The organism is Saccharothrix sp. DSM 118769 (assembly GCF_052936295.1).
Window position 1 is genome coordinate 5,601,409 of sequence record NZ_CP193627.1, and the last position, 20,311, is coordinate 5,621,719.

3 protein-coding genes are annotated in these 20,311 nt (G+C 74.8%); all 3 read left to right on the plus strand.

What is annotated here, in order from left to right:
* Window positions 1-5 precede the first annotated feature (5 nt).
* Genes ACRAKJ_RS23935 through ACRAKJ_RS23945 form a run of 3 tightly spaced genes read left to right on the plus strand, consistent with a single transcriptional unit; the run spans window position 6 to window position 20,265 of the window.
* Complete coding sequence (locus ACRAKJ_RS23935) at window positions 6-18,857, plus strand: non-ribosomal peptide synthase/polyketide synthase (protein WP_438922075.1); 18,852 nt, start codon at window positions 6-8, stop codon at window positions 18,855-18,857.
* Window positions 18,854-20,077: an MFS transporter gene (locus tag ACRAKJ_RS23940; RefSeq protein WP_438922076.1), complete on the plus strand. Its 1,224-nt coding sequence runs from the start codon at window positions 18,854-18,856 to the stop codon at window positions 20,075-20,077. Before ACRAKJ_RS23935 ends, ACRAKJ_RS23940 begins: the two co-directional genes overlap by 4 nt.
* Complete coding sequence (locus ACRAKJ_RS23945) at window positions 20,074-20,265, plus strand: MbtH family protein (protein ID WP_438922077.1); 192 nt, start codon at window positions 20,074-20,076, stop codon at window positions 20,263-20,265. Before ACRAKJ_RS23940 ends, ACRAKJ_RS23945 begins: the two co-directional genes overlap by 4 nt.
* Window positions 20,266-20,311: the final 46 nt, after the last annotated feature.

Below are 20,311 nucleotides of genomic sequence, written 5' to 3' on the forward strand. Positions count from 1 at the left end.
GCCAGATGACGACGTCCAAGAACGACCGGATCTCCGCGCTGCCCGAGCACCTGCGGGAGAAGCTGCGCGCCCGGCTGGCGGGCAAGGCCGAGGTGCCGCGCGCGGACGTGATCCCCCCGGCGCCCCGGGACCGGCCGCTGCCGCTGTCCGCCGGGCAGCAGCGGCTGTGGTTCCTGGCGCAGTTCCAGCCCGACAGCACCGAGTACACCAGCGCGCTGGCGCTGCGCCTGACCGGGTCGCTCGACCTGCCCCGGCTGACCACCGCGCTGCGCGGCCTGGTCGCGCGGCACGAGTCGTTGCGCACCTCGTTCGACCAGGTGGACGGCAGGCCGGTGCAGGTCGTGCACGACGACGCGGAGCTGGAGGTCGTCGCCACGGACGACCTGCGCGCCGTGCTGGACGAGCCGTTCGACCTGCGACGGGGGCCGCTGTTCCGAGCGGCGCTCATGTCCGGGCCGGCCGACGTGCACGTGCTGCTGCTGACCTCGCACCACATCGTGGTGGACGGCTGGTCGCTCGGCGTGCTGGCCGACGAGCTGGGCGCGCTGTACCGGGGCGAGGAGCTGGCCCCGCTGCCGCTCCAGTACGCGGACTACGCCGTCTGGCAGCAGGACCGCCCGGTGGACGTGGGGTTCTGGCGCTCGGCGCTGGCCGGCGTCGCGCCGGTGGAGCTGCCCGCGGACCGGCCGCGACCGGCCGAGCGGACCTCGGCGGGCGCGTCGCACGAGTTCGCCGTGCCGGCCGACCTGGCGGCGGCGGTGCGCGACCTGGCGCGCCGCAACGACACCACGCTGTTCACCGCCCTGACGGCCGCCTGCCAGCTGCTGCTGGCCCGGTACGCGGGGCAGGACGACATCGCGGTGGGCACGGTGACCAGCGGTCGGGGCCGGCCCGAGCTGGCGAACGTGGTCGGCTTCTTCGTCGGCACCGTCGTACTCCGGTCCACTGTGGACATGTCGTGGTCGTTCACCGAGTTCCTGGGCCGGGTCGACCGGACCGCGCTGGACGCGTTCGCGCACGACGACGTGCCGTTCGACCGGGTGGTGGAGGCCGTGGGCGCGCCGCGCGACCCGAGCCGCACGCCGCTGTTCGACGTCATGGTGGTGCTCCAGAACGCCGGTCGCGCGCTGCCCGAGCTGCCCGGCCTGCGGGTCGAGGAGCACCCGCTGACCCGCGAGCACGCGAACTTCGACCTGAGCATCGACTTCACCGAGACCCCCGACGGGCTGCACGGCCTGGTGGAGTACAGCACCGAGCTGTTCGACGCCGCGACCGTGGACCGGATGGCGCGCCACCTGCTCGCCCTGCTGACCGGCGTCACCGCGCACCCCGACCGGCCGATGGCGGAGGTGTCGCTGCTGCTGGGCGACGAGCCCGACGGCCGCGGCCGGGCGCTGGACGTGCCGGAGCTGACCTACCCCGCGCTGTTCGAGGCCCAGGTCGCCCGCACGCCCGACGCGACCGCCCTGGTGTGCGGCGACGACCGGCTCACCTTCGCCGAGGTCGAGGGGCGCGCCAACCGGCTCGCCCACCACCTGCTGGCCGCGGGCGTGCGCCCGGAGCAGGTGGTCGCGCTGTCGCTGCCGCGCGGCGTGGACGCGGTGATCGGCATCCTCGGCGTGCTCAAGGCCGGCGCGGTGCACCTGCCGGTGGACCCGTCCCTGCCCGAGGCGCGGCGGCGGCACGTGCTGGAGGACTCCGGCGCGGTGCTGGTGCTGGACGCCCTGCCGGACACCGCCGACCTGCCCGCCACCCGGCCCGAGGTCGGGGTGCGGCCGGACAACGCCGCGTACGTGATCTACACGTCCGGGTCGACCGGCCTGCCCAAGGGCGTGGTGGTCGAGCACCGGCAGCTGGTCAACCTGCTGCACAACCACCGCGCCGACTTCGCCGGCGAGCACCTGCGCGTGGCCCTGTCGGCCGTGTTCTCCTTCGACACCTCGTGGGAGGGCCCGCTGCTCATGGCCGACGGCCACGAGCTGCACGTCCTGCCCGACGAGGTCAGGCTCGAACCGACCGCGCTGGTCGAGTACGTCCGCGCCCACCGCGTCGACTTCCTCGACCTCACCCCCTCCTACGTCCAGCAGCTCCTCCCGGCGGGCCTGCTCGACGGCGAGCACAGACCCCGCGTGCTGATGCTCGGCGGCGAGGCGCTGGGCACCGCGCTGTGGCAGGAGCTGGCGCGGACCCGGGGCACCACCGCCTACAACTTCTACGGCCCCACCGAGACGACCGTGGACGCGGTATCCACGCCCGTGGTGGGCGACCGCCCGGTGATCGGCCGGCCGCTGGCCAACCTGACCGCCCGCGTGCTGGACGAGGACCTGCGCCCGCTGCCCGTGGGCGTGCCCGGCGAGCTGTTCATCGCCGGGCCCCAGGTCGCGCGCGGCTACCTCAACCGACCCGGCCTGACCGCCGACCGGTTCCTCGCCGACCCGCACGGCGAGCCCGGCTCGCGGATGTACCGCACGGGCGACCGCGTCCGCTGGCTGGCCGACGGCACGCTGGAGTACCTGGGCCGCACCGACGACCAGGTCAAGATCCGCGGCTTCCGCATCGAGCCCGGCGAGGTCGAGGCCGCGATGCTCAGCCACCCGGACGTGCGCGAGGCGGCCGTCGTCGCCCGCACCGACCACGGCCACACCCGGCTGGTCGGCTACGTCGTGACGACCGGGCCGGTGAACCTGCGCGAGCACCTGCGCCGGTCGCTGCCCGAGTACCAGGTGCCGTCGGCGTTCGTGGAGCTGGACCGCATCCCGCTCACGCCCAACGGCAAGCTCGACAAGGCCGCCCTGCCCGCGCCGAAGGCGGTCGGCGACGGCGAGTTCGTCGCGCCCCGCACGCCCGTCGAGGCCGAGCTGGCCCGGATCTGGGCCGAGGTGCTGGGCGCGGAGCGGATCGGCGTCGAGGACAACTTCTTCGCGGTGGGCGGCGACTCGATCCTGTCCATCCAGCTGGTGTCCCGGGCGCGGCAGGCCGGTCTGCACCTGACCTCGCGGGACGTGTTCCGGCACCAGACCGTCGCGGAGCTGGCGCTGGTCGCGTCGGCGCCGGCCGAGGCGGAGCCGGCGCGCGTGTTCACCGGTCCCGCGCCGCTCACCCCGATCCAGCGGTGGTTCTTCGCCGAGCACGGCCCGCTGGACCACTTCACCATGTCGCTGCTGGTCGAGCTGGACCCGGCGGTGCAGGCCGAGGGCCTGCGGTCGGCGCTGCGGACCGTCGTCGCGCACCACGAGGCGCTGCGGCTGCGGTTCCGCGAGGTCGACGGCCGGTGGGTGCAGGAGGTCGCGGACGCCCAGGTCGACGTGTTCCGCGTCGGCCCGCACGCCGTGGTGGAGGCCGTGGCGCTCGGCGCGCAGCGGAGCCTCGACCTCGGTGACGGGCCGCTGCTGCGGGCGGTGCTGTTCCCCGGCGAGCGGCCGCAGCTGCTGCTGACCGTGCACCACCTGGCGATGGACGGCGTCTCCTGGCGCATCCTGCTCGACGACCTGGAGCGCGCCTACCGGGGCGCGTCGCCGGAGCCCGTGGGCACGCCGTTCACGCAGTGGGCGCACCGGCTGGACGAGCACGTCCGGTCCGGCGCGCTCGACGACGCCCGCGCGTACTGGGAGGCCGTGCCCGCGGCCCCGCCGCTGCCGCGCGACCACGACGGCGAGAACACCGCCGGGTCCGCGCGCACGGTGTCGGTGCGGCTGGACCGCGACACCACCGAGGCGCTGCTGACCGCGGTGCCGCCGGTGTACCGGACGCAGGTCAACGACGTGCTGCTGAGCGCGGTCGGCCGGGCGCTGGCCGAGTGGACCGGGCGCGACCGGGTCGCCGTCGCGCTGGAGGGCCACGGCCGCGAGGAGCTGCTCGACGGCGTGGACCTGTCCCGCACGGTCGGCTGGTTCACCACGCAGTTCCCGGTGGTGCTGCCCGTGCACGACGGGTGGGACCGCACGCTCAAGGCGGTCAAGGAAGCCCTGCGGGCCGTGCCGCACCGCGGCCTGAGCTACGAGGCCCTGGGCTACCGGGCGCTGCCCGAGGTGTCGTTCAACTACCACGGCCGCTTCGACGTGGCCGACGGCGGTTTCTACCGGGCGCGCGGCGGGTCGGTCGGCGAGGACGTGCCGACCACCGGGCGGCGCAGCCACCTGCTCGACGTGACCGGTTTGGTCGAGGACGGCGAGCTGGAGCTGACCTGGGAGTACTCCGAGCTGGTGCACGACGCGGCGACCGTGCGGCGGCTCGCCGACCGGGTCGTCGAGGCGCTGCGCGAGATCGTGGCGCACTGCGCCGAGCCCGGCGCGGGCGGGCGCACGCCGTCCGACTTCCCGCTGGCCCGCCTCACCCAGGACCAGGTGGACGCGCTGGCCGGGCCCGACGTCGAGGACGTCTACCCGCTGACCCCGCTCCAGGCGGGCATGGTGTTCCACAGCCTGGTCGAGCCCGGCGCGTACGTGGACCGCATGCGGATCGTGCTCGACGGCGTGACCGACCCGGCCGCGCTGCGCGAGGCGTGGCAGCGGGTCGTGGACCGCACGCCCGTGCTGCGCACCAGCGTGGTGTGGGAGGGCGTGGACGAGCCCGTGCAGGTGGTGCACCGCGACGTCGAGCTGGCCGTGGGCGGCGCCGACGAGCTGTCCGACCGGTTCGACCCGGCGGAGCTGGACCTCTCGACCGCGCCGTTGATGCGGGTGGGGATCACCCCGCTGGCCGAGGACCGCGTGGAGGTCGTGTGGGTCTCGCACCACGTCCTGCTGGACGGCTGGAGCACCGCCCAGGTGTTCGCCGAGGTGCTGGAGCACTACCGCGCGATCACCGGCGGTGACGCCCCCGCGCTGCCCCTGCGCAGGCCGTTCCGCGACTACCTGGGCTGGTTGGCCGAGCAGGACCCGGCCGAGGCCGAGTCGCACTGGCGGTCGCTGCTGTCCGGCGTGGAGGGCACGACGCCGCTGCCGTTCGACCGGGTGCCCGCCGAGGGGCACCACGACCGGCGCGACGCCGGTGCCCGCGACCGGACCGGCGTGGTCCGGCTGTCGCTGACCACCGCGGAGTCGACGGCGCTGCACGACACCGCGCGGCGCCACGGCCTGACCGTCAACACCGTGGTGCAGGGCCTGTGGGCGCTGCTGCTGTCCCGCCACTCGGGTGAGCGGGACGTCGTGTTCGGCAGCACGGTGTCCGGCAGGCCCGCCGAGCTGCCCGGCGTCGAGTCCATGATCGGCATGCTGATCAACACCGTGCCCACCAGGGTCGTCGTGGACGGCGACGCCCGCACGTCCGCCTGGCTGCGGGAGCTCCAGACCGCCCAGAGCGAGTCGCGGCGGTTCGACTTCGTGTCGCTGGCGCAGGTGCGGCAGTGGGCGGGCACGCGGCTGTTCGACAGCGCGGTGGTCTTCGAGAACTACCCGCTCAGCGAGGTCACCGAGGCCACCGGCGTGCGGGTGGGCGAGGTGACCGCCGAGGAGGGCGCCAACTTCGCCCTGACCCTCGTGGCGCACCTGACCGACCGCCTCGACGCCCGGCTGCTCTACGACCCCGCCCTGTTCGACGAGACCACCGCGCGCCGGCTCGCCACCCACCTCGGGGTGCTGCTGCGCGGGGTCGCCGAGGACGCCGACCGGCCGGTCCGGGCCCTGCCGATGGCCACCGGTGAGGAACTGCGCGCGGTCCTCGTCGACTGGAACGACACCGGCGCGGGCGGCCCGGTGACGAGCATCCCCGCCGCGTTCGCCGCGCGGGTCCGGAGCGCACCGCACGCCCCGGCGGTGGTGTGCGGGGACACGACCCTGGACTACGCCGAGCTGGACGCGCGGGCCAACCGGCTGGCGCACGCCCTGGTGCGGCTGGGCGTGCGCCCGGACGACCGGGTCGGCCTGCTCGCGAGCAGGTCGGTCGAGCTGGTCGTGGGCGTGCTCGCGGTCGCCAAGGCGGGTGGCGCCTGCGTGCCGCTGGACACCCGCGCGCCGCGCGACCGGCTCCGCCTGCTGCTGTCCGACACCTCGGCCTCGGTGCTGCTGGCGGACACCGGCTGGGCCGACGCGGCACGGGAGGTCCACGACGGGCCCGTGGTGCCGCTCGGCGGGACCCCGGACGAGCCGGACACCGACCCCGGCGTCGAGGTGCACCCGGAGAACCTCGCCTACGTCATGCACACGTCCGGCTCCACCGGCACGCCGAAGGGCGTGGCGGTGCGGCACCGCGACGTGGTCGGCCTGGCGTTCGACCGGGCCTTCGACCACGACCACGAGCGGGTCCTGCTGCACTCGCCGCAGGCGTTCGACGCCTCCACCTACGAGCTGTGGGTGCCGCTGCTGCGCGGCGGCGCGGTGGTGGTGGCCCCGCCCGGCGACCTCGACGCCGACGTGCTGCGCCGGGTCGTGGCCGACGGCGGTGTCACCTCCCTGTGGCTGACCGCCGGTCTGTTCCGCGCGGTGTCCCAGGAGGCGCCGGACTGCCTGGCGGGCCTGCGCCAGGTGTGGACCGGCGGTGACGTGGTGCCCGCCGCGGCGGTCCGGCGGGTGCTGGACGCCTGCCCGGGGATCACCGTGGTGGACGGCTACGGCCCCACCGAGACCACCACGTTCGCCTCCCGGCGGGTGCTCACCGCGGCCGGGCCGGTGCCGGAGCCGGTGCCGATCGGCACGCCGCTGGACGGCATGCGCGCCTACGTGCTCGACGAGGACCTGCGGCCCGTGCCGCCGGGCGTCGTCGGCGAGCTGTTCGTCGCGGGCACCGGCCTGGCCCGCGGCTACCTCGACCGGCCCGGGTTCACCGCGTCCCGGTTCGTCGCCGACCCGTTCGGCTCCCCGGCGGGCGGGCGCATGTACCGCACCGGCGACCTGGTGCGCTGGACCGCGCGGGGCGAGCTGGAGTTCGTCGGCCGCGCCGACGACCAGGTCAAGATCCGCGGCTTCCGCGTCGAGCTGGGCGAGGTCGAGGCGGTGCTGGCCGGGCACCCGGCGGTCGCCGAGGCCGTGGTGGTCCCCCGCCAGGACGAGCGGGGCGCCAAGCGGCTGGTCGCCTACGTCGTGCCGGCGACGGCGGGCGCCGGCGCGCCCGACGTGGCGGACCTGCGCGGGCTGGCGGGGCGCGAACTGCCCGACTACATGGTCCCGGCGGCGTTCGTGGTGCTCGACGAGCTGCCGCTGAGCCGCAACGGGAAGGTGGACCGCCGGGCGCTGCCCGACCACGAGCCGATCCGCGCGCGGGAGCACGTCGCGCCCCGCACCGACGCCGAGCGCGTCGTCGCCGGTGTCTGGGCCGACGTGCTCGGCGTGGACGGGGTCGGCGCGGAGGACGACTTCTTCACCCTCGGCGGCGACTCGATCCTCAGCATCCGCGTGACCTCCCGGTTGCGCGCCGCCTTCGGCGTGCAGCTGTCGCCGCGCGCCCTGTTCGAACACCCCACGGTTTCCGGGCTCGCCACCGCGATCTCCGGGACGACGGCGGTGGACGCCATCCCGGTGATCCCGCGCGGTGGCGTCCACCTCCAGTCCCCCGCCCAGCGGCGGCTGTGGTTCCTGGACCAGTTCGAGCCCGACAGCACCGAGTACCTCACCCCGATGGCGATGCGCCTGCACGGCCCGCTGGACGTCGACGCGCTGCGCCGCGCGCTGGACGGCCTGGTGGCCCGGCACGAGTCGCTGCGCACCACGTTCGACGACGGCGTGCAGGTCGTGCACGAGCCGCGCGGGGTGCCGCTGGACGTCGAGGGGGGCTCCTGGGAGGACGTGCTCCGCGAGGAGGTCGGCACCCCGTTCGACCTGCGGCGCGGCCCCCTGCTGCGGACGCGGCTGGTGCGCGTGTCGCCCGAGGAGCACGTGCTGGTGCTGACCCTGCACCACATCGTCACCGACGGCTGGTCCGGCGGCGTGCTGGCCCGCGACCTGGGCGCGCTGTACGCGGGCCGGGAACTGCCGCCGCTGCCCGTCCAGTACGTCGACTACGCGGCCTGGCACGAGGCGCCGCCGGTGGACTACTGGGCCGGGCGGCTGGCCGGGGTCCCGCCGCTGGAGCTGCCCACCGACCGGCCGCGACCGGCCGTCCGCAGCGGGGCGGGCGCGATGCACGCGTTCACCGTGCCCGCGCCGGTGGCCGAGGCGCTGCGGTCCCTGGCCGCGCGCCGCGGCGACACCCTGTTCACCGCGCTCGTGGCCGCCACGCAGGCGCTGCTGGCCCGCTACACCGGCCAGGACGACATCGCGGTCGGCACCGCGGTCTCCGGGCGCGGGCGGGCCGAGCTGGACGACGTGGTCGGCCTGTTCGTCAACACCGTCGTGCTGCGGTCCACCGTGGACCGGCGCCGGTCGTTCGACGAACTCCTGACCGGGGTGCGGGCCACCGTGCGCGACGGGTTCGCCCACCAGGACGTGCCGTTCGAGCGGGTGGTCGACGCCGTGCGGCCGGACCGCGACCCGAGCCGCAACGCCCTGTTCGACGCCATGGTGCTGCTCCAGAACACCGGCGGCGCGCTGCCCGAGCTGCCCGGCCTGCGGGCCGAGGAGGTGCCGCTGCCGCTGCTGACCGCGACGTGCGACCTGACGTTCGAGTTCGACGAGCACGACGGCGAGCTGCGCGGCGCGGTCGAGTACAGCACCGACCTGTTCGACGCCGACACGGTCGACCGGATGTCCCGGCACCTGCTGACCCTGCTGGCCGGGGTCACCGCCGAGCCGCACCGGCCCCTCACCGAGATCTCCCTGCTGCTCGGCGACGAGCCCGACGGCCGCGGTGGGCCGCTGGACGTCCCCGCCACCCCGTTCCCCGTGCTGTTCGAGGAGCAGGCGGCGCGCACCCCGGACGCCACCGCCCTGGTGTGCGGTCCGACCCGGCTCACCTTCGCCGAGGTGGACGCGCGGGCCAACCGGCTGGCGCACCACCTGGCCGCGCGGGGAGCCGGACCGGAGCGGGTGGTGGCGGTGTCGCTGCCGCGCTCCGCGGACTCCGTGGTGGCGATCCTGGCCGTGCACAAGGCGGGCGCGGTCTACCTGCCGGTCGACCGGGACCTGCCCCGCGACCGCGTCGACCACCTGCTGGGCGACGCCCGACCGGTGCTGGTGCTGGACACCTGGCCGGACCTCACCGGGCTGCCGGCCACCCGGCCGGACGTGGAGGTGCGCCCCGACCAGGCGGCGTACGTCATCTACACCTCCGGGTCGACCGGCCTGCCCAAGGGCGTGGTGGTCGAGCACCGGCAGCTGGCCAACCTGTTCCACAACAACAACGGCGCGTTCGGCGCGCACGGGCACCTGCGGGCCGCGCTGACCGCGGTGTTCTCGTTCGACACGTCCTGGGAAGGGCCGCTGCTCATGGCGGGCGGCCACGAGCTGCACGTCATCACCGACGACGTGCGGCTGGAGCCGGAGGCCCTGGTCGCCTACGTCCGCGAGCACCGGATCGACTTCCTCGACCTGACCCCGTCCTACGTCCAGCAGCTCATCCCCGCCGGGCTGCTCGCCGGCGAGCACGTGCCGGCGGTCCTGTCGCTCGGCGGCGAGGCGCTGCCGACCGCGCTGTGGCGCGAGCTGGCCGGGGCGCGCACGAACGCCTACAACTACTACGGCCCCACCGAGACCGCGGTCGACGCGGTGGCCACCCCGGTCACCGGCGACCGGGCGCTGATCGGCCGGCCGCTGCGCAACCTCGTCGCGCGCGTGCTGGACGAGGACCTGCGCCCGGTGCCGGTGGGCGTGCCCGGCGAGCTGTTCATCGCCGGGCCCCAGGTCGCGCGCGGCTACCTGAACCGACCCGGCCTGACCGCCGACCGGTTCCTCGCCGACCCGCACGGCGAGCCCGGCTCGCGGATGTACCGCACGGGCGACCGCGTCCGCTGGGTGCGCCCCGGCGGGGCCGGCGATCGGGCGGAGGCCGTGCTGGAGTACCTGGGCCGCAACGACGACCAGGTCAAGATCCGCGGCTTCCGCATCGAGCCGGCCGAGGTGGAGGCGGCGCTGCTGCACCACCCCGACGTCACCCAGGCCGCGGTGGTGGCGCACGAGCACAACGGCCACAAGCGGCTCGTCGCCTACACCACGGGCACCGCGACCGGCCTGGCCGGCTGGCTCAAGGACCGGCTGCCGGACTACCTGGTGCCGTCGGCGTTCGTGGCGCTGGACGCGCTGCCGACCTCGCCCAGCGGCAAGGTGGACCGGCGGGCGCTGCCCGCGCCGACGTTCACCGACGACGCCGGGTACGTGGCGCCGGAGCCGGGCGTGCCCGCGCGGCTCGCGGAGATCTGGGCCGAGGTGCTGGGGGTCGAGCGGGTCGGCGCGCGGGACAACTTCTTCGCGCTGGGCGGCGACTCGATCCTGAGCATGCAGGTGGTGTCCCGGGCGCGGCAGGCCGGGTTGAGGCTGACCTCCAAGGACATCTTCCTCCGGCAGACCGTCTCGGACCTGGCGCTCGCGGTCACCGACGACGCCGGCCGGACCCACGAGGTCGTCACCGGCCCCGTGCCGCTCACCCCGGTGCAGCGGTGGTTCTTCACCGAGCACGGCCCCCTGGCGCGGTTCACCATGTCGGTGGTCGTCGAGCTGGGCGACGTCGACCCGGACGCGGTGCGCGCCGCCGTGGGGGCGCTGGTCGCCCACCACGACGCGCTGCGCACCCGCTTCACCGCGGTGGACGGCGTGTGGCGGCAGCAGGTCGTCGAGGTCGAGACCGGCGAGGTGTTCCGGGTGGCGACGGACGACCTGGTGACCGAAGCCGAACGGGCGAAGACGAGCCTGGACCTGCGCACCGGCCCGCTGCTGCGCGCGGTGCTGTTCGACGACGGGCGGCTCTTCGTCACCGCGCACCACCTGGTGGTGGACTCCGTCTCGTGGCGCATCCTGCTGTCGGACCTGGAGACCCTGCTCGCCGGCGGTCGGTTGGCCCCGCGCACCACGGCGTTCGCCGAGTGGGCGCGCCGCCTCGACGAGCACGTGCGCGCCGGCCGTTTCGACGACGCCCTGCCGCACTGGGCGGCCGTCCCGACCGAGGAGCCGGTGCCCACGAGGGCGGACACCGCGCGCACCGTGTCGGTGCGGCTGGGCCGGGCGGAGACCGGTGCGCTGTTGACCGCCGTGCCCGAGGCGTACCGCACGCAGGTCAACGACCTGCTGCTGACCGCGCTGGCGTCGGCGTTCGGCGGTCGCGCGCTCGTGGCGCTGGAGGGCCACGGCCGCGAGGAGCTGTTCGACGGCGTGGACCTGTCCCGCACGGTGGGCTGGTTCACCGCGCAGTTCCCGGTGGCGCTGACCCTTCCCGTCGGTGCTCCGACCTCCTCCGGCCCGGACACCGTCGACTGGGCCTCCGTCGACTGGGGCACGGCGCTCAAGTCGGTCAAGGAGCAGCTGCGGGCGGTACCGGACAAGGGGCTGAGCTACGAGGCCCTGCGGTACGACGACCGCGGTCTGACCGGCGCGCTGCCGCGCGTGTGCTTCAACTACCTGGGCCAGTGGGACGGCGAGATCGCCGACGCCGAGCACGGCCGGGAGTGGCCCGCCGACCTGGTCCGCTCCCACCTGCTCGACATCACCGCCGCGGTGTCCGCGGGTGAACTGGTGGTGGAGTGGGACTACTCCACCGAAGCGCACGACGAAGCCGGCGTGCGCGCCCTGGCCGGCCGCATGCTCGACGCGCTGCGCGCCATCGCGGAGTTCTGCGCCCGACCGGGCGCGTGGGGCCGCACCCCGTCGGACTTCCCCCTGGCGCGGCTGACCCAGGACCAGGTCGACCGGATCGTCGACCAGGACGTGGAGGACGTCTACCCGCTCACCCCGCTCCAGGCCGGCATGCTCTTCCACGACCTCGTGGACGAGGGCACGGCGTACTTCAACCAGACGCGCGTGCGGCTGACCGGGGTGACCGACCCGCACCGGCTGGGCGAGGCGTGGCAGCGGGTGGTGGACCGCACCCCCGTGCTGCGGTCCGGTGTCGTCTGGGAAGGACTGGACGAGCCGGTGCAGGTCGTGCGGCGCGGCGTGCGGGTGCCGATCACCTACGCGGACGTGACGGACGAACTGGTCGCCGCCGATGCCGCGGCCGGTGTGGACCTGTCGGCGCCGACGTTGATGCGGCTGGTGATCGGGCGCGCGTCCGACACCGAGGTCGACCTGCTGTGGAGCTCCCACCACCTGGTCCTGGACGGCTGGAGCACCCCCCAGGTGTTCGGCGACGTGCTGGCCGAGTACGCGGGCGCCGAGCCCACCGCGCGCCGACCGTTCCGCGACTACCTGGCGTGGCTGGGTGAGCAGGACCAGACCGCCGCCGAGGAGCACTGGCGGCGCGTGCTGGCGGGTGTCGAGGCGCGCACGCCGCTGCCGTTCGACCGCGCGTCCGAGGAGGCGCACCGCGCCGAGTCGTCCGCCCGGGTGGTGCTGGACCTGCCCTCGGACCGGTTGGACGCGGTGGCGCGCGGGCACGGCCTGACGGTCAACACCCTGGTGCAGGGCGCGTGGGCGTTGACGCTGGCGCGCACCGCCGGGCAGCGGGACGTGGTGTTCGGCAGCACGGTGTCCGGCCGCCCGGCCGAACTGCCCGGCGTCGAGTCGATCGTGGGCATGTTCATCAACACGGTGCCCACGCGCGTGGTGGTGGAGCCCGACGCGGTCGCGGTGGACTGGTTGCGCCGCCTCCAGGAGGAGCAGACCGAGTCCCGCCGGTTCGACTTCGTCTCGCTGGCGCAGGTGCAGCAGTGGGCGGGCACGCGGCTGTTCGACAGCCTGCTCGCGTTCGAGAACTACCCGGTGGACTCCGACGTGCCGGACGGCTCGCCCGAGGTGCACCCGGTCGAGGCACTCGACACCACCACCTACCCGCTGACGGTGCGGGCGTACGCGGACGACTCGCTGCACGTGGAGCTGACCTACGACCCGCGGCTGTTCGACGAGGGCACCATCACCTCCCTCGGCGAGCGGTTGACCAGGGTGCTCGACGCGCTCGGCACGGACCCCCGGCAGCGCGTGCGCGAACTGCCGTGGCTGTCGCAGGACGAGGTGCGGCAGGTGCTGTTCGACTGGAACGGCACCATGGTCAGCGAGCCGGGCGCGACGATCCCCGGGTTGTTCGCCGCGCAGGCCGCCCGCACGCCCGAGGCGGTGGCGGTGACCTGCGAGGGCGCCGCGCTGACCTACCGCGAGCTGGACGAGCGGTCCAACCGGCTGGCGCACCACCTGGTGTCGCTGGGCGCGGCGCCGGAGCAGATGGTGGCGCTGCTGTTCCCCCGCTCCCTCGACCTCGTCGTCGCCGTGCTGGGCGTGCTCAAGTCCGGCGCCGCCTACCTGCCGCTCGACCCCGTCTACCCGCCCGAGCGGATCACCGCCACGATCGCCGACGCCCAGCCCGTGGCCACCCTGTCCGAGCTGCCCGACCTCACCGCCTATCCGGCCACCGCGCCGGAGGTCCCGCTGCGCCCGGACAACGCCGCCTACGTCATCTACACCTCCGGCTCGACCGGACGGCCCAAGGGCGTGGTGATCCCGCACGGCAACGTGGTACGCCTGTTCTCCGCCACCGACCACTGGTTCGGCCTCGGACCCGACGACGTCGTCAGCCTCTTCCACAGCTACGCCTTCGACGTCTCCGTCTTCGAACTGTGGGCCGCGCTGCTGCACGGCGGCCGGCTCGTCGTGGTGCCGCACGCCGTGTCGCGGTCGCCACGCGACTTCGCCAAGCTGCTCGCCGACGAGGGCGTCACCATCCTCAGCCAGACACCTTCGGCGTTCTACCAGCTCATCCCGGAGGAGACAGCGGGGTTGCGGCTCCGCTGCACCATCTTCGCCGGCGAGGCGCTCGACGTGCACAAGCTGGAGGGCTGGGACGGCCCCGGCGCGCTGATCAACATGTACGGCATCACCGAAACCACCGTCCACGTCACCTACACCGAAGCCGACGGCAGCATCGGCGTGGCGATGCCCGACCTGCGCATCTACGTCCTCGACGAAGACCTCAACCCCGTCCCGCCCAACGTGCCCGGCGAGATGTACGTCGCCGGCCCCGGCCTGGCCAGGGGCTACTTCCGACGCCCCGGCCTCACCGCGTCCCGCTTCGTCGCGAACCCGTTCGGCGCACCCGGCACCCGCATGTACCGCAGCGGCGACCTCGCCCGATGGGGCGACGGCGTCCTGCACTACCTCGGCCGAGCGGACCAACAGGTCAAGATCCGCGGCTTCCGCATCGAACTCGGCGAGATCGACGCCGTGCTGACCTCGCACCCCGCCGTGGCGCGGGTCGCGGTGGTCGTGCGGGAGGACCGGCTGGTCGCCTACTACGTGCCCGTCGAGGGCGCCGAGGTCGACGCCGCCGTCCTGCGGGGCCACGCGGCGCGGTCGCTGCCCGACTACATGGTGCCCGCCGCGTACGTGTCGCTGGAGGAGTTGCCGCTCAACAACAACGGCAAGCTGGACAGGGCCGCGCTGCCCGCGCCCGAGCGGGACGCCTCGGTGGCCGGCGGGTACGTCGCTCCGCGCACCGAGGCCGAGCGGCGGGTCGCGGACGTGTGGGCCGAGGTGCTGGGGCTCGACGCGGTGGGCGCGGAGGACAACTTCTTCGCCCTCGGCGGCGATTCCATCTCCAGCATCCGCGTGGTGTCGCGGCTGCGGTCGGCGTTCGACCTGTCACCGCGCGACCTGTTCGACCACCCGACGGTGGCCGCGCTCGCCGGCCGGCTGACCGCGCCGACCGGCACGGCCATCGGGCGGGCGGCGGGCGAGGTGCCGTTGTCCTTCGCGCAGCAGCGGCTGTGGTTCCTCGACCAGTTCGCGCCGGGCGGCACGGAGTACGCGACGCCGCTGGCGGTGCGGCTGCGGGGCGAGCTGGACGTGCCGAGGCTGGCGCGGGCGCTGACCGCGCTGGTCGAGCGGCACGAGGAGCTGCGCACGACGTTCCCGGCGGTGGACGGGCTGCCGGTGCGCGAGGTGCATCCGGCCGCGCCGGTCGAGCTGCCGGTGCTGGACGCGATGCCCGCGGTGGAGCCGTTCGACCTGGCGGCCGGCCCGCTGTTCCGGCCGGTGGTGGTGCGGCACGCGCCGGACGACCACGTGCTGGCGCTGACGATGCACCACATCGTGACCGACGGCTGGTCGGCGGGCGTGATGGTGTCCGACCTGGCGGCGCTCTACGCCGGTGAGGACCTGCCGCCGCTGCCCATCCGGTACGCCGACTTCGCCGCCTGGCAGCGCGAGCAGCCGCTGGACGCGCAGCTCGACTTCTGGCGGGACGAGCTGGCCGGGGTGCCCGCGCTGGAGCTGCCCACCGACCGGCCCCGGCCGCCGGTGCAGACGACGGCCGGCGCCCGGCTGGAGTTCGCGGTGCCCGCCGACGTGGCCCGGCGGTTGCGCGAGGTGGGCCGGTCGGCCGACGGGACGCTGTTCACGGCGCTCGTCGCGGCCTGCCAGGTGCTGTTCCACCGGTGGTCCGGGCAGGACGACTTCGCGATCGGCACGGTGGCCTCCGGCCGGGAGCGGCCGGAGACGCAGGACCTGGTCGGGTTCTTCGTCAACACCCTGGCGCTGCGGGCGCGGATCGACCCGGCGGAGGGCTTCCGCGACCTGCTGGTCCGCACCCTGCGGACCTCGCTGGACGCGTTCGAGCACCAGGACGTGCCCTTCGAGCGGGTGGTGGACGCGGTGCAGCCCGACCGGGACACCAGCCGCACGCCGCTGTTCCAGGCGGTGGTGGCGTTGCAGAACGCGCCGCGGGCGCAGGGCTTCGCCGACCTGGTCGCCGAGGACGTGGCCCAGGAGGTGACCAGCACCGGGTTCGACGTGACGGTGGAGTTCAGCGAGCTGCCCGACGGCGGGTTGGACGGGTCGGTCGAGTACAACACCGACCTGTTCGACCGGGGCACGGCGGCCCGCTTGGCCGAGCACCTGACCGTGCTGCTGGCCGGGATCGCCGAGGACGCGGACCGCCCGGTGTGGGCGCTGCCCGTGCTGCCCGACGCCGAGCGCGCGCTGCTCGACGCGTGGGGCGACGGCGGGCCCGCCCTGGACGGGCCGGGGCTGGTGGAGCTGGTCGAGGCGCAGGTGGCCCGGACGCCGGACGCCCTGGCGCTGACCGGCGCGGCGGACGTGACGTTCGCCGAGCTGAACGCGCGGGCCAACCGGCTGGCGCACCACCTGATCGGCCTGGGTGCCGGTCCGGAGCAGGTCGTCGCGCTGCGGATGCCGCGCTCGGTGGACCTGCTGGTGGCCGAGCTGGCGGTGCTCAAGTCCGGCGCCGCGTTCCTGCCGGTCGACCCGGACTACCCGGCGGAGCGGATCGCGTTCATGCTCGACGACGCCCGCCCGCTGGTGGTGCTGGACGGCCCGGTCGAGGTGACCGGACCGGACACGGACCCCGGTGTGGCGGTGCGGCCGGAGCACCCGGCGTACGTGATCTACACGTCCGGCTCGACCGGGCGGCCGAAGGGCGTCGTGGTGTCGCACGCGGGGCTGGCGACGTTCTCGGCGGCCGAGGTGGCGCACTTCGACGTGCGGCCGGGCGACCGGGTGCTGGAGTTCTCCTCCCCCAGCTTCGACGCCTCCGTGCTGGAGCTGTGCATGGCGTGGCCCGCGGGCGCGGCGATGGTCGTGCCGCCGCCCGGTCCGCTGCTGGGCGACCAGCTGGCGGACGTGGTGAACGGGTTCGGCGTGACGCACGCGCTGATCCCGCCGGTCGCGCTGGCCACCGTGCCGGACGTGGAGCTGCCGTCGTTCCGCACGGTCGTCGTGGGCGGCGACGCCAGCTCGGCCGAGCTGGTGCGCCGCTGGGCGCCCGGCCGCCGGTTGATCAACGCCTACGGGCCGACCGAGTCGACCGTGGTCACGTCGTGGAGCGGGCCGCTGGAGCCCGGTGACGACGCGCCGCCGATCGGGCGGCCGATCCCCGGCACGCGGGTGCGCGTCCTGGACGGCGCGCTGCAACCGGTGCCGGTCGGCGTGGCCGGTGAGCTGTACGTGTCCGGCGTCGGCCTGGCGCGCGGCTACCTGGACCGGCCGGGGCTGACGGCGGAGCGGTTCGTCGCCGACCCGTTCGGCGCGCCCGGATCGCGCATGTACCGCACGGGCGACGTGGTGCGCTGGAACGCCGACGGCGAGCTGGAGTACCTGGGCCGCGCCGACGAGCAGGTCAAGATCCGCGGGTTCCGGGTGGAGCTGGGCGAGATCGGCACGGCCCTGCTGCGGCACCCGGACGTCCGCGAGGCGGTCGTGGTGGCGCGGGCCGACGCGGGCGGTCACAAGCGGCTCGTGGCCTACGTGGTGGGCCGGGTGGAGGGGTTGCGGGAGTTCCTGGGCGAGTCGCTGCCCGACTACCTCGTGCCGTCGGCGTTCGTGCCGCTGGACGCGCTGCCGATGAGCGCGAACGGCAAGGTGGACCGGGCGAAGCTGCCCGAGCCGGACTTCGGGGCGGCCGTCGGCGTCGGGTACGTCGCGCCGACCGGTCCCGTCGAGGAGGCGCTGACGCGGGTGTGGGCGGACGTGCTGGGCGTGCCGAAGGTGGGCGTGGAGGACAACTTCTTCTCCCTGGGCGGCGACTCGATCCTGAGCATGCAGGTCGTGGCGCGGTCCCGGCAGGCCGGCTACCGGTTCGCCACCCGCGACCTGTTCGTGCACCAGACGGTGGCCTCGCTCGCGCCGCACGTGGAGGTGGAGGTCGCCTCCGACGCGGACCGCGCGCCGGTCGTCGGCGACGTGCCGCTGACGCCCATCCAGCACTGGTTCCTGCACTCGGGGCGGCGCAGCCCGCACCACTTCAACCAGTCGCACCTGGTGGAGCTGGACCCGGCGGTCGACGTGGAGGCGCTGCGCCGGGCGCTGCGGGTGCTCGTGGCGCACCACGACGCGCTGCGGCTGCGGTTCACCGTCGTGGACGGCGTGTGGCGGCAGCGCAACGAGGACCTGTCCGCGGTGACCGACGTGCTCACCGTCGTGGCGGGCGACGACCGGGCGGAGGAGGTCGCGGACGAGGTCCACGCCTCGTTCGACCTGGCGGCCGGTCCGCTGTTCCGGGCCGTGCTGTTCACCGGCGACCGGCCGCGGCTGCTGCTGGTCGCGCACCACCTGGTGGTGGACGGCGTGTCGTGGCGGGTGCTGCTGGACGACCTGGGGACCGCCTACGCGGGGGGCGACCTGGGCGCGAAGACCACGTCGTACCAGGAGTGGGCGCGACGGCTGGAGGCCCACGTCCTCGACGGCGGGCTGGACGGCGAGGTCGAGCACTGGAGCACGCCGTTCCCGGCCTCCCCGCCGCCCGCGGGCGGCACCGACTCGCTCAGCGTGGAGCTGTCCGAGGAGGACACCGACGCCCTGCTGCGCGGCGCGCCGGTCGCCTACCGGACCCGGATCAACGACGTGCTGCTCGCGGCGCTGACGCACGCGCTGGCCCGGTGGACGGGTTCGTCGCGGGTCGTGGTCGACATGGAGGGCCACGGGCGCGAGGACGTGCTCGACGTGGACCTGTCGCGCACGGTCGGCTGGTTCACCACGGTGTTCCCGGTGGCGCTGGACCTGCCGGACGGCAGCTGGCGCGACCGCGTGAAGGCGGTGCGGCGGCAGCTGCGGTCGGTGCCGGGCAACGGTCTGGGCTACGGCGCGCTGCGCCGGCACGGCCGGGTGCCGGACGCCGGGCGGCCCGCGGTGTCGTTCAACTACCTCGGGCAGTTCGACGGCGGGTCGGACGACGCGACCGGGCTGTACCGGTCGGTGCTGCCGTCGATCGGCCAGGAGCACGACCCGGCGGACGTCGGCGAGCACCTGGTGGACGTGGTCGGCGAGGCCGGGCGCACGCTGGGCTTCACCTTCTACTACCACCCGGAGGTGCACCCGGCGGAGGAGATCGGGGCGGTCGTGGCCGACTTCGCCGAGGCGCTGCGGGCCATCGCGGCGGACTGCCGGGGTGCGCTGTGACGACGTCGTTGGCGCGCAACCGGAACTTCACCCTGCTGTGGGGCGGTCAGGCGCTGGCCGAGGTCGGGTTCAGCGCCTCGATGATCGCGTTCCCCCTGCTGGTGCTCGCGGTCACCGGGTCGCCCGCCATGTCCGGCCTGGTCCTGGCCTCGGACGCCGCCGCGCAGCTCGTGGCCGGGCTGCCGGCGGGCGCGCTGGCGGACCGCTGGGACCGGCGGAGGATCATGCTGTGCTGCGAGGCGGCACGGGTGTTGGCGCTCGGCGGGCTCGTGGCGAGCGTGTGGACGGGCACGGTCACGGTGGCGCACATGGTCGCCGTGGCCGTGGTGCTCGGCGTGTGCCGGGCGCTGTTCGAACCCGCCGAGGACGCCAGCCTGACGCGGCTGGTGCCGGAGTCGCAGCTCGGGACCGCGATCGCGCTCAACACGGCGCGGTCCTCGCTCGGCCAGATGTCCGGCACCGCCCTGGGCGGCCTGCTGTTCGCGGTCACGCGGTGGCTGCCGTTCCTGGTGGACATGGTGACGCACGTGGTGGCGTTCGTGGCGCTGCTGTTCATGCGGGTGCCGCCGAGCGAGCGGGTCGCGGCGCGGCCGCACATGGTGCGGGAGATCGGTGAGGGCCTGCGGTGGGTGTGGTCGCGCGCCGAGATCCGGGTGACGGCGCTGTGCGCGGTGGTGCTGAACCTGTTCTTCACCGCGTTCTACCTGGTGGTGATCGTCCTGGTGCAGCGCGGTGGCGCGTCGTCGGCCGCGATCGGGGTGATGGCCGCGATGCTCGGCGTCGGGGGCGTGCTGGGCGCGCTGGCCGCGCCGTGGCTGCACCGGGCGCTCGGGCCGTTCCGGTCGATCGCCTCGGTGTTCTGGGTGCTGGCCCTGCTCACCCCGGTCGCCCTGCTGGTCGACTCGCCCTTCCTGCTGGGCGGCCTGTTCGCCCTGATGACGTTCCTGGCGCCCACCGCCAACACGACGATCGGCACGCACCAGCTGCTGCTCACCCCGGACGCGCTGCGCGGCCGGCTGAGCGGCGTGATGGCGGTCGTCATCGGGTTGGCGGGGACGCTGGGTCCCCTGGTCGGCGGCCTGCTGACCGAAGTCCTGTCCGCGCGCACCGCGGTCGCGGTGTGCGCGGTGGGCATCCTGTTGATCACCGTGGTCGTCACGGTCAACCCGACCCTGCGCGGGTACGGAGCGGTTCCAGTCACTGAGGAGAAGGACGCATGAGGGACGACATCAGCTACCAGGTGCTCGTGAACGACGAGGGCCAGTACTCGCTGTGGCCCGCGCACCACGACGTGCCCGCCGGGTGGCGCTTCGAGGGCAAGAAGGGCACCAAGGACGAGTGCTCGGCGCACGTCGACGAGGTGTGGACGGACATGCGCCCGGCCTCGCTGCGCGCCGCGATGGGCTGACCCGACCGGGACTGGTCCTCGCGGGCCGACCGGTGTGCTGGTCGCC